Below are 13121 nucleotides of genomic sequence, written 5' to 3'. Positions count from 1 at the left end.
TCAACATGAGTATAAAAACTGTTTCTATTTTAGGTTGTGGCTGGTTTGGTTTAGCACTGGCCAAAGAGCTGATCCTGCTGGGCTACCAGGTCAAAGGATCAACCACAACGCCCGAAAAGCTCAGCACATTGCAAGAAGAAAGTATCGAAGCCTTTCTGGTTAACTTTACTGCAGATCAAGTCGATGCTGATCCTGCATTTTTTGATAGTGAGGTGTTGTTCATCTGCATTCCACCGAAACGAAATTCACCAGAACTTAGCGATTATCCGAAAAAGATTGAAGCCATACTAAATGGTGTTAGTAACCCCTCAACTCAAGTACTCCTCATCAGTTCTACGAGTGTTTATGGCGATGAAAACCGGACTGTAAATGAATTTAGTGAAACCATGCCCGACACTGATTCTGGAAAGATGGTATTGGCCGCTGAACAAATTATAAAGGAAAAGCGCCCGGATCATTCTACCGTGCTCCGCTTTTCGGGATTGATTGGCCCTAACCGAAATGCGGGAAGATTTTTTGCCGGCAAAAGCAATATCCCCAATGGTTTGGCTCCCGTGAATCTGATTCACCAGATTGACGCCGTAGGAATTGCAGTAAAGCTTTTACAAACCCAGGCATTCGGCCATATTTATAATGCATGTGCACCTGCACACCCGAGCAGGACTGATTTCTATACCCATTCCGCACAGGAAATGGGGCTAGCCATACCCGAATTCATTCAGGAAAAAAACGAATGGAAACTGGTGGAAAGCTTAAACGTTCCAGAGTATCTGGACTACAGGTTTCAAATAGATATCTCCGTTGCTTAACTCAGTAAACCAAGCAGCTCTGCTTTATTCAGCTTTTTAAACCATTCGCCATCCGTCTGTATCAGGTTGCGAGCCAGGTCTTTTTTGGTGGCCTGCAGTTTCATGATCTTCTCCTCAATTGTATCCGGACAAATCAGCCTTACAGCCATTACGTTTTTATGCTGACCAATGCGATAAGCCCTGTCTATGGCCTGGTTTTCGACCGCCGGATTCCACCATGGATCTACGAGGTAAACATAATCAGCGGCTGTTAAATTTAAACCTGTACCCCCTGCTTTTAAACTGATCAGGAAAACCGAAACCGATTCATCTTCCTGAAATGATTTTACCACCTCCGCCCTGTTTCGGGTTTGCCCGGTGAGGTAAGCATAACGGACTCCGGCAAGTTCCAAACGTTTTTTAATGAGGTCGAGCATACTTACAAACTGTGAGAATACCAGTATCTTATGTCTGCCTGCTTTACTTTCTATCTGCTCCATAAGCACTTCAATCTTGGCGGAAGCCTGGAGATAGCTTTTCCCGTCGGCAAGCAGTGCAGCAGAGTTACAGAGCTGTCTCAATTGCGTAATGCTTTTGAGCACATGCATGGCGCTTTTGGGAAGTTCATCTTCCGTTTTCTTCAAGATGAAATCCTGAATCTCTTTTTTGTTTGCTTCATATACCTCACGCTGCTCCTCTCCCATTTCACAATACAGCACAATCTCCGTTTTATCCGGAAGCTCTTCTGCTACCTGCTCCTTCGTTCTACGTAAAATAAATGGCTTTATCTTTCTTTGCAGTTCTTCTGCGCGTCTTTTATCTTTGAACTGGTCTATTGGGGTAGAATATAAATCGGCGAACTGCTGTTTGCTGCCAAATAAACCGGGGCAGGCGAAAGAAAGCTGTCCATACAAATCAAATGTGCTGTTCTCAATGGGCGTACCGGTCATTACAATCTTATTCCTCGATTTCAACATCCGCACGGCTTTGTAGCGCTGCGAATCAGGATTCTTGATATTTTGTGACTCATCCAGGCAGATGTAGTTGAAACGGTAGTCTTTCAGGAACCGGACATCAGACACTAATGTTCCGTACGAAGTTAAAATCACTTCATAATCATCGAAAGGATCCGTGGTTTTTATCCGGCTGTTGCCGTAAATTACCATTACTTTTAATGAGGGAGCGAACCGGGATATTTCTGTTTGCCAATTGAAAATCAATGACGCCGGAACCACTACCAGATTCGTATTATGCTGAACCTTATTTCGCTGCGACAGAAAGAAGGCGATGACCTGAATGGTTTTCCCCAGGCCCATGTCATCGGCCAGGCAGGCACCAAAATTAAAGTCATCAAGAAAATTCAACCAGTTCAATCCATCCTGTTGATAATGACGCAGTGTAGCGTTCAACCCTTCCGGTATAGCCACCTCGCTGATCTGGCTTGTGCCTTCGAATTTACGTTTATAGTTTTGAAGCTCGTTTTTTACCTCGCCATCCAACAAAGCATCTTCATAAAGATCGTTTAAAGTCGCAAATTTGATTTTAGGCGTTAGAATTGATTCATCTGTTACCTCGCCGGCATTAAAATACTCTGTAAATTTCTGCAGCCAGGTTTCGGGCAGAATGCCCTGCGTGCCATCATCAAGGGTTACAAACCTGCTTTTATTTCTGATCGATTTATGCAGGTGTTTCAATGCCACCTGCTGCTTGCCGAATTTTAGTTTTACTTTAGTTTCAAACCAATCGGTACCACTTAATACTTCAATATTAATTTCCGGCTTATAACCGCTCAGTTTGTTTTGCTTTAAAGTATTGAATCCCAGGATATGGTAACCATAGTTACGCCAGTTCTCAAAGGCCTCCAGAAACCAGGCTTCCTCTAAAAACCTCTTTCGGTGCAGGTAAAAAGAATCGTTGGCATCCTGTTCATAAAAGAAAGGATGCTGTTTAATAATCCGCCCGATGAATTGTAATTCGGCTTCTTCATCACGGTAAACGGTAAATACATTTCCAAGCTTATCCTGTGCCTGGATTTTTCTTTTCGATAAAACCGGTATCTCCTGATCGCCATAGCGCATTACCGGAGTGATGAGTATAAAGTCTTCAGATTCTGAAAGGTAAATGAGCTGTTCGTTCTCCAGATCGAAACCTTTTTCCTGTATCTGGCTTTTGCTTGCAGGCTTCAGGTAGGAATAATCAACCTGAATATTGCCTTCCAGTTGGATCAGTATTAACTTCTGAAATTCTGCATATTTGGAGCGGTGTAAGATTAACCGGTTGCTCTGCTTTTGAAAAAAACCAATCACCTGAAGCATATCCAGTCTGGAAATCAGAAACAACTGATTCTTAAGTTTAATGAAATACCGGTGAATTAAAACAAGCTGATCAAGTTCATAGCTTTTCCCGTCAATAATCAATCTACCGGTAATTTCATAGAAATCGTCTTTCTGGTTCACAGAAAGGCGTAGATCAATGTTGAGGAAACTTACCAATACCGGATTGATGGTGGTGGCTTGTATACCTCCAGATTGCTTTTGATCCTGAATGTAGAAAGTAAGTTTCAATGGGTTTTTAACCACAGCCTTTAAGGCTTCAATTTCCAGCTCAGCCTGGTCATTATTATAATTTTGCTGAAAGGTATTAACCCCCCCGTAAAATTTGATCTCATCAACATCAGTCGTTTTAAAAATCAAATCAGATGCGTTAATTTCCTTCAACGGGTTTTTGACTTTTCCGTTTCTGGTTACAGCTGCATGAAAGAGCGACAAAGTAAGGTGGCTATAATAACGGTGCTGGCCCAAAACCAGAATGAGATTTTCTTTTTGCCCGCCAGTATCAATTTTTGTTTTTGCCTTGGGCAACAAAACATTTCCGAGGTGCTGCCGTGCTTCTTTATTGAAAGGTTGTAACTGACCCATCTTAGGTTTTATCAACAGCTCATTCTCAACAAAGATTAAATTGAAGAATGAATCGAGGTGTGGCTCGTGCTCCAGCCCATAGTCGAATGCTACTTTGAGCAGTTTTTGCCTGCGCAGGTTTTCATCAAAGAAAATTAAAAGGTCGGGCCGCTGCAGAATATTATACAAAACCCTTGCCTGGTGAGCACACAGCTTTGTTTTTGGCGTATTGCAACGGCACATTAAACGCACCTGATGATCATCCTGCTTTACCTGTACAATCGGAAATAATTCGGTATCGTGGTGATAACTGAATATGGCAAAGTCAATTTCAATTTGCTCAGGATATAACTGATAAAATCCTTTTGCGCCCGTATCAATTTGTTGGTTTAAATGTTTAAGAATAACAATAGCACTGAGGTCCTTCAGGTTAAAATCCCTCAAAACATAATCATAAGGATTTATTTCCGGTTGGTTATCTGCTAGCTCTTCCCTCACTTAATTGAATTTTCCGTAAAAATAAGGTTTTAGTAGTGAGTATCAAGTAGTGGGTATCGGTATCAAGTAGAAAGCAAGCGATTAAATAAATCTGCGTCATCTGCGAAATCTGCGGGAAAAACTATCGTTTAAGGATTTGCAGGAAAACCTATCATCTGCGAAATCTGCGGGAGAAACCATCACCGGTCAATCTGCAACCTACAAAGACTTCCTTAAATTCAAATAAAACGGCACTTCTATTTTACCTGTTTTACCACTTAACACAAATTCAGCCGCCTGCGATCCGAGCGCAGTGAAATCTGTAGAAATGGTGGTAATACCATCCAGGATAATTCTCTTGAGCGGGGTTTCATTATAGGAAATCACCCCAACATCCTTACCTATAGTAAGCTTCTGAACAATTAACCGCTCAATCAGGGTAACCAGATCATCCTCCATCAAATTGATGTAAACTTCTCCAACACTTATCTCTTCCTCTTTTATATTGTGAATTACCTTATGATTAAAAGCATATTGCTGGCAAAATCGATAAAAACCTGTCAATATCTCATGAGGAAAGTAACTGTTTTTAGGGAAAATGATTTTAAGGGTATTGTAATTTGATAAACGTTCCAGGGCCTGCTCCAGTGCAGCGTAAATATCCTGTGCAAAGTTTTCATAAGCTGCAGCAAAATCACCGGTTATGCCCGGTAAAATTTTATCCAGCATCACCAGCTTTTCTTTCGGTATGGTATTGATGATTTCGTGTGCATTTTCACCACCCTCCAAAAAGTGTGGTATGATCACAAAGTGGGTATATTCCTCCAGCTTGGTGGTGATCATTTTTTTAAAAAGTACGTAATCGTTGTTATAGATATAAAAATCTATTGCGGCACGCTCACCAATCGATTTCGTGAAAGCATCGTAAATAATTTTTTTATGGGTGCTGAGTTTATTAAAAAGCAGACAAACCTTTAATTTCCTGGAGAAATCGGTATTGACAATGAAGTAACCTTTTCCGGGGACGGAATCTACCACGCCGATTTTTCTGAGATTCCTATAGCCTTTTTCAGCGGTATCTCTCGACATTTCCAAACTAAAGCTCAGCTCATTAATCGAGGGCAACAGACTGCCCTGTTTCAACTTGCCACTCTCAATAGCGCCAAGAATGGCATTGGTAAGCTGCTTATATTTTGGCGTCGATGAATATTCATCGATCTGGATGCAGGAAATTAAATCGTCGGGTTTCAAATCAATATCGCTTTTTCGAATATAGCAATAATCCTTTAAGGCTAATTAGAAATTTACAGTTCGTTCAATAGCAGAATAATATTTCAGGTTAATCATATCCGTTGGTGCGGGGTTTGAATTCCATGCATCGTTAATCGCCAGCGCAGTGCCAATGGCTGTTGCCTGCGAAACCGAAGAAGCATACACCTCAACGTCAGGAATTGAAGTTGCCAGCAGATGCATGTAAATTGCATTTTTACCGAAACCACCATCTACAAATACCCTTCGCACACCCTCGTTCAAAACCAGCTTCAAGGAATAGATCTGTTGTTTTACCAGATCGAATATCAGCTGATGGTAGGCCTCCTCAGCCGTTTGAAAAAGGTTCAGGTCCCGATCACCAAAAGCAGAAGTAGCGGAGAATTCCTGTTGTGGCTGCTGGTTTTCCGGAATCTTGTTGGCGAGCTTTAAAACCAAACCGGGGTTAAATTTCAAGTGTTTAAACAAATAAGCCGCACGGTTGAAATGTTCTGCAATGCGCTTCAGCTGTACCTCATGTTCGTACCCTGCAAAAATACGGGAAGCCTTAATGGGTTTCCCCTGGAAGTGCATATAACACAGGCAATCTTTTTTAAGTTCTTCTCTGGTTAAAGGGTTTTGGTTAAAGGGGTTTAAACTGATACACCAGGTGCCTGTAGAGATTAATACAAAAGGGGTATTAAAGTTTGCCAGGTAAGGGATCAGGGCAGCAGAGCTGTCGTGCAAGCCTACACCAACATTGAAGCTGACACCTTCAAAACTGGTTTTGGCGGTTGAATCGGCCGGTGTAAACACCCCGAATTTCTCTTCAATCTGTTCAGCGTTTACCCACTGGTGATAGGCACTTTTATTAAAATCCCAAAGCTGGGTATGGCAGCCTATACTGGTGATATCGGCTACAGCCTTCCCGGTAATTAAATAACTTAAATACTGCGGGAGGTGCAGCGCCCATTTTACCTTTGCAAAAATATCAGGCTGTTCATGTTTTAAACGGTAAATCTGCATACCCGAGTTCAAGCTGCCTAATATAGGCGAGGCCGTTTCTAAAGAAATCTGCTCCTCGCCACCATATTTTGCATAGAATTCCTTTTTCAGGTTTTCAGGGTATTCTTTCAGATAATTGTAAAGCGGTGTTAAAGGTTCTCCATTTTCATCCAGATAAACGAAACTGGCCCCATAGGTTGAAAAGTTAACCGCTTTGATGTCGAACTCTTTCATCTGTAAAACCTGATTCAGGGAATCGTAAACAGATGACTTAAGACTTTCGAGGTTTTCACAGGGTTCGCCGTCTTCATCGACGGTTTCAACAAACCGGGCCGATCTTTCAAAAACAATCTGATAATTTTCGTCGATGAGAAATAGTTTTTTGTTCGTTTTCCCAACGTCGAATATGGCAATAACAGGCTTTGGCATTTTTATTTCCTCTTCGATTATAAACCTGTAGCAACAGTATTTCCGCGTTGATCAACTAAATTCTTTCTTACAGCCAAATCACGGTATAAAGTAATTGGCGACAATGCTGCTCCGGCCCTTAACCGCGCTTCAGCAACCAATGCCCTTAAATCACTGCGGAAAGTATGTTGTAAAATTTCCTGTGCTTTGGCTACATCGTTATTATCCTGCGCGTCGTTTAGCGCTTTACGGTCTACCAGTAAAGCCTGTGCATAGGCAATCATAATGGCTTCTACAGATTGTAATAAATCTTCAAGAGGATCTTTCACATTGTGTGATGCATCGATCATCCATCCTAAATCTTTCGCATGGTTCATTCCTTTTGCATCCATACCCTCAACCAGCTCGTTAAAAATCAGAAACAACTGGTAAGGCTTAATGCTTCCTGCAGTTAAATCGTCATCACCATATTTTGAATCATTGAAGTGGAAACCGCCAAGTTTACCTTCCATCAGCAATAACGATACGATTTGTTCGATGTTGGCATTTGGTAAATGGTGGCCTAAATCAACCAGTGTATAGGCTTTTTTACCCAGCTTGCTTGCGTATAATAAAGATTGTCCCCAATCACCAACAGTAGTAGAGTAAAAATTAGGTTCGAAGGCTTTGTATTCAACAAAAATCTTCCAATGCTCAGGAAGGGCTGCATAAATTTCGTGTAAACTTTCCAGTGTATTTTCAAAAGCCTTGCGGAAATTCAGCTGACCAGGGAAACAAGATCCATCTGCCAGCCATACCGTTAGGGCATCAGAACCCAGATCGATACCGTGTTTAATGACTTCAATGTTATGTTCAATGGCTTGCTTGCGTACTGCCTTATTCACATTTTGCAGCGAACCGAATTTATAACTGTGTGCTGAACCGGCCTGGTCCTGAAAAGTATTCGAATTCATGGCATCGAATTTCAAACCATAACCCGCAGCCAGACTTTTTAAGCTTGTTGCATTTTGTGGAATATCCCATGGAATGTGAAGCGATATCGCGCCACTTGCACCATTAAGGGCATGCAACAAACCAACATCTTCAATTTTCTCCTCAATGGTGCGTGGTTCACCACCTGTAATGGCAAAGCGTCCGAAGCGTGTACCGCCGGTACCCAAAGCCCAGGAAGGAATAGCAATTTGAAAATCAACCAGTTTTTGGATTACGCTTTCCAGATCAACGTGCGACCAGTCTTCTTTTAAAAAGTTTAATTTGCGCTGATGTGAACTTACTAAAGAGTCGTTATGTTTTTCAATTTGGATCTGCTCGATATTCATGAGGATATTTGGTTTTATTTAGGTTAATATTTGTGGCGACAGGTCACCTTTCTAAACCATCGGCTGTGGATGGTATCTTAGAACAATAAAGCCATTTCCAGTCTGTGGCGAACCACAGACCAGGATAACAACTTACTAAAACTAATTTAAATTTATCGCACAAATGCCATGGCTACTCCGCCATCAACATTCAATACGTTTCCAGTCGACTTCTGCAATAAACCGCCTACGAAAGCGAAACATGCATTGGCAATGTCATCTGGTAAAATAATCTGATTTAACAAAGTACGCTTTGCATAATAAGCAGGCAGTTCAGCAACTGTAATGCCATACGCTTTTGCACGGCCTTCTGCCCATCCACCAGCCCAGATATTGCTATCACTGATTACAGCATCAGGGTTTACTACATTCACACGGATATCATCTGCACCAAGCTCGGCAGCGTTTAATCTGCTTAAATGCAATTGTGCCGCTTTTGCACTGCCATAACCGGCGTTATTTGGTCCGCTTACCAGCGAGTTCTTACTTACAATATTAATGATATCTCCACCAATATCCTGCTTTTGCATCGTTTTTGTTGCAGCCTGAGTGATAAAAAACTGACCTTTAACCAAAACATCATATAGCAGATCCCAGTCTTTCTCGGTATGATCGCCAATCGTTTTTGAAATAGACAAGCCAGCATTGTTAACAATGATATCTACACCGCCAAAGGCTAATGCCGCAGCATCGAAGGCGCCGTCGATATCTTCCTGACTGGTTACATTTAAAATGGCAGTACTATACGAATCTTTACCGAATTGTTTTGCAAACTCAGCGCCGGCTTCTTCTAAACGCTCTGCATTCATGTCGTTTAAAATCACCACCCCACCTTCAGCTACAAACTTCCTGGCAATTGCTTTACCAATACCACCGGCACTTCCGGTGATCAAGGCAATTTTACCCGTAAGGGGTTTTGGCTTTGGCATACGCTGTAATTTCGCTTCCTCCAATAACCAGTATTCAATGTTAAAGGCTTCCTGGTGAGGTAAAGACGTATATTCAGAAACCGCCTCAGCACCTTTCATTACATTGATGGCATTGATATAAAACTCTGCGGCAACCCTTGCAGTTTGTTTATCCTTCGAGAAAGTAAACATTCCGATACCAGGGTATAAAATCACCACCGGGTTAGTATCGCGGATGGCCGGACTATTTGGATGTTTACAGGTTTCATAATAATCGGTATACATGGCACGGTAAGCCTCGAACGCAGGCAATAAAGTTTCTTTAATTGCTTTTGTATCCGAAAGATCAGCATCTGCCTGAAGATCCAGTACCAGCGGGCTGATTTTAGTTCTCAGGAAGTGATCGGGACAACTGGTACCCATTGGTGCCAAACGGCCAAGATCATTTGAATTAATAAATTCGAGCACGCGGGAATCATCGGTAAAATGGCCGATCATATGCTGTTTTGATGAACACAAGCCACGTAAAACGGGAGCCAGTGTAGCCGCTTGTTTTTTACGTTTATCTGCTGCTGCACTTTCAATTTTCTGACCGCCGAAAACAGGTCCTTTTTTACCATAGTTTTGCTCCAGGTAATCTGAACAGATTTCGATAACTTCCAGCGTATTCAGGTAACTTTCGTATGCCGTATCACCCCAGGTAAATAAACCATGAGACCCCAGCATAATTCCACGGATACCCGGGTTTTCATCCAGACACTGTTTTAATTGCAGTCCCAGTTCAAAACCTGGTTTTTTCCATTCTACCCAGCCAATGGTTCCACCGAAAAGTTCCTGTGTAATTTTTTTGCCGTCTTTTGCAGCCGCAATTGCAATGGCTGCATCCGGATGCAGGTGATCGATATGCGCGAAGGGCAAAAAGCCATGTAATGGTGTATCAATTGACGGTGCTTTAGAACTTAAATCGAAGATACAGTGGTTAAACAATTCAACCATTTCATCTTCATGCTCCACGCCCCGGTAAATATTTTTTAAACTACGCAAACGATCTACGTAAAGTGCCGCTAAGCCACTTTTCTTTAAAGTACCTAAATCACCTCCTGAGCCTTTTACCCACATTACTTCGGTTTCTAAACCTGTAAGCGGATCTTTCTCTGTTAATTTACATGATGTATTTCCACCGCCATAATTGGTTAGACGCAAATCTGCACCCAATAAATTAGAGCGATAAATTAACAATGCAACTTCATCTCCAGCCAGTTTTGCGGCTTCTTCTTCGTTCCACAAATAGCTTACGTGCTTATAACTTTTTGTTTCGATTGACATTATATTCTGTTTATTTTTTTATGATTTAACCTTTAATTGAATTACCGTATCCCACAATCAATACCGATATGATGATGGTTATAATTCCTACGAGTACAGTGACTAATGTTTTCTTTGATACACCTTTCCATTCTTTCAAAACGAGCCCCCAAACGTTTGCAATGAGGATTATGAAAGCCATGTGCAATATCCAGCTACTAGCACCATTGCCCATTTTGCTTTCTCCCATTCCGTAGAAAAAGAATTGCAGAAACCAGGTAGTACCTGCCAGTGCAGAGAAAATATAATTTTTTAACAGTGGTGTTGTTTTATTAGTATAATCGCCAAATGTTTTGTTTCTCGCATTCAGGATCATGCACCAGATGAAATTGGTGGTTAACCCGCCCCAGAGTACAATAACATAAGTCACGTTATTGGAGAAAAGAAAATTCCCGGTTTCTGAAGGGTTTGCGGCTTTCCAGATCGCATTTGCGGCATCTGCCATTGGCTTGCCTGCCTCAATACCAAAATTGAAACATGCACTCAATACCCCTGAAACGATCCCAACGAATAAACCCAGACCGAATTTAAATTCCGTTTTAACGGTTAATCCATGCGGATCAGTAACATCTGTTTTAATTTCGCGCTCTTTGAGCATTCCTGCTCTTCCGCAGATAATGATCCCCAATATGCAGACCAGCAGGCCCAGCATCACCATGCGCCCCCAATCGGTATTTAAAAACATGGTAAACGTATCTTTACCTGCCTGAGGAAATACATCGAAATATATCGATGGCAGAATGGAGCCCAGCACCATACACAAACCCAGAATGATACTGCTTCCCAGTGATACACCGAGATAACGGACACCCAGCCCATAGGTTAATCCACCGATACCCCATAACACGCCAAAAAAATAGGCCAGGGCAAGGGTTTTCCCTTCCGCAGAAGCAATAATATCTGTGAAATTCGGAATGGTCAGGTAAGCGGCCAAAGGCGGAACAATGAGCCAGGAGAAAATCCCACCTACAATCCAGTAGCTTTCCCAGGCCCAACCTTTAACTTTTTTATAAGGAATGTAGAAACTACCCGACGCGAAACCGCCGATGAAATGGAAAAATACGCCTAAAATTGCTTGCATGCTCTCGTTTTGATATTTGGTTGGTCTAAAATATAAAATGAAGCAATGAGTACTGTTATGCACTGTTATGAGTGGGGAAAGCCGGGAGATGTGAGAGCTGAGCAATGAGATCTTAGATTCGTCAATCACGCTAAATATTTTCCCGCAAATTTCGCTGATTCCCGCAGATCTCTTAAACTCATGACCAAAAAAATAATCTGCGGCAATTCGCGTAATCTGCGGGAGATCACTCAACAAAAAAGCCGGCAATGTGCCGGCTTCTCCAATATTTTATCCTTATCTGCTACAATAAATGTGATTTCAAATCAGCTGGAGAATAATTGATAGATTTTAAAGTCTTATCATCTGCTTTTCTGAAAACCAAAAACAACCCATCAACTTCTTTGTAGTAAGATTCAGTCTGGTCTTTATCAAAATAATGTTTAATTGTCTGCTCCGCTTCCTCAACAGTTTTGCAGGCTTTACTCATATTGGAGCGGTGAACCTCATCAAATAAGGTTTTGAACTTTGCGCCCAGCCCAAACTCATGAATAGCCCCTGCAAGTACGTACTGCAAATCACATAAAGCATCGGCAACTTCTACCAGGTCATCATTTTCAACCGCTTCCTGCAACTCCTTTAATTCTTCTGCCAACAGGGCAATCCTCAGATTTGCACGCTGTTTAGAAGGAATAACCGGCGATTCCAGAATAGGGTGTTTGAAAGTAGTATGAAATTCAGCAACCTGATTTAAAGAATTTGTTTCCTGCATAATTTGTTCGATTTTTCGTAAAGCACAAAAATAAAAAATTATTCCATCTATCCCCCATCCCCAGTCTCATATCTCCAGTTACACATCTCATGTCTCGAACTTACTTCCGCTCCCTGATCACTTTAAAAAACTCCTCTTTATATGTGTCTCCAACCGGTATCGATTGATCGCCGATATAAAGGGTATTTCCATCAACCATTTTTATTTTATCCAGCGAGATGATGTAGGATTTATGCACACGGTAAAACGGAGGTTTGGGCAAATCAATCTCCAGTTCGCGCAAAGCCTGATAGGTAATAATCCGTTGTGATGGCGTATAAACTGAAACGTAGTTTTTCAAGCCTTCAATGTACATGATATCATCATAATTGACTTTGATAAATTTATTTTTCGTTTCACCTTTGATAAATATAAAATCACTGGCCGCAGCAGCCACAGGCGCATTCATCACTTCATATTGCGGCGGAGAAAGAATCTGTTGGGCTTTCAGTGCAGCCTTATAAAAACGTTCGTAAGAGATGGGTTTGAGCAGGTAATCAACCACATCCAGGTCGAAACCTTCCAGGGCATATTCAGGATAAGCTGTAGTTAAAATGACTTTGCACTTGCCACCACAGATTTTCAGAAACTGAATGCCCGTTAATTCGGGCATCTGTATATCCAGAAAAACGAGATCTACTTTTCCTTCCTGCACCATGTTTAAAGCCTCGAAGGCATTTGTGGTGGTGCCAGCGAGTTCCAGAAATGGTGTTTTACTGATAAAGGCAGCAATGATATCTGACGCGTAAGATTCATCATCAACAGCTAAGCAACGGATCATATATTTCGGATAAGG

The 13121-nt window shown here is 41.7% G+C and carries 9 protein-coding genes; 1 reads left to right on the top strand and 8 read right to left on the bottom strand.

Annotation, left to right across the window (positions count from 1 at the left end; genetic code table 11):
• Positions 1 to 5: 5 nt before the first annotated feature.
• Positions 6 to 809 carry an SDR family oxidoreductase gene (locus tag AC570I_RS01565; RefSeq protein ID WP_497403803.1) on the top strand — a complete coding sequence of 268 codons (804 nt, stop codon included), beginning with the start codon at positions 6 to 8 and terminating at the stop codon, positions 807 to 809.
• Here AC570I_RS01565 and AC570I_RS01560 read toward each other — a convergent pair.
• The 8 genes from AC570I_RS01560 to AC570I_RS01525 all read right to left on the bottom strand — a co-directional run bounded on the left by AC570I_RS01560 (position 806) and on the right by AC570I_RS01525 (position 13106).
• Positions 806 to 4183 carry a DEAD/DEAH box helicase gene (locus AC570I_RS01560; protein ID WP_497403801.1) on the bottom strand — a complete coding sequence of 1126 codons (3378 nt, stop codon included), beginning with the start codon at positions 4181 to 4183 and terminating at the stop codon, positions 806 to 808. The two genes, AC570I_RS01565 and AC570I_RS01560, sit on opposite strands and share 4 nt — an antisense overlap.
• A gap of 198 nt (positions 4184 to 4381) precedes the next feature.
• Complete coding sequence (locus AC570I_RS01555) at positions 4382 to 5413, bottom strand: GntR family transcriptional regulator (RefSeq protein ID WP_316797945.1); 1032 nt, start codon at positions 5411 to 5413, stop codon at positions 4382 to 4384.
• Positions 5414 to 5458: 45 nt separating this feature from the next.
• Complete coding sequence (locus AC570I_RS01550) at positions 5459 to 6844, bottom strand: FGGY-family carbohydrate kinase (RefSeq protein ID WP_497403799.1); 1386 nt, start codon at positions 6842 to 6844, stop codon at positions 5459 to 5461.
• 17 nt (positions 6845 to 6861) lie between these two features.
• Positions 6862 to 8142 carry a sugar isomerase gene (locus AC570I_RS01545; protein WP_497403797.1) on the bottom strand — a complete coding sequence of 427 codons (1281 nt, stop codon included), beginning with the start codon at positions 8140 to 8142 and terminating at the stop codon, positions 6862 to 6864.
• A 152-nt stretch (positions 8143 to 8294) separates the two neighbouring features.
• Complete coding sequence (locus AC570I_RS01540) at positions 8295 to 10415, bottom strand: bifunctional aldolase/short-chain dehydrogenase (RefSeq protein ID WP_497403795.1); 2121 nt, start codon at positions 10413 to 10415, stop codon at positions 8295 to 8297.
• A gap of 25 nt (positions 10416 to 10440) precedes the next feature.
• Complete coding sequence (gene rhaT / locus AC570I_RS01535) at positions 10441 to 11535, bottom strand: L-rhamnose/proton symporter RhaT (protein WP_497403793.1); 1095 nt, start codon at positions 11533 to 11535, stop codon at positions 10441 to 10443.
• Positions 11536 to 11818: 283 nt separating this feature from the next.
• The gene (locus AC570I_RS01530) at positions 11819 to 12286 is read right to left on the bottom strand and encodes a pyrophosphohydrolase domain-containing protein (RefSeq protein ID WP_497403791.1); all 468 of its coding nucleotides are present in this window, start codon (positions 12284 to 12286) and stop codon (positions 11819 to 11821) included.
• A gap of 100 nt (positions 12287 to 12386) precedes the next feature.
• Complete coding sequence (locus AC570I_RS01525) at positions 12387 to 13106, bottom strand: LytR/AlgR family response regulator transcription factor (RefSeq protein WP_497403789.1); 720 nt, start codon at positions 13104 to 13106, stop codon at positions 12387 to 12389.
• Positions 13107 to 13121 lie beyond the last annotated feature (15 nt).

This window comes from Pedobacter sp. A2324 (assembly GCF_059693705.1).
The sequence above is the reverse complement of the archived record's forward strand: the minus strand, read 5'-3'. Positions and strand labels throughout refer to the sequence as shown.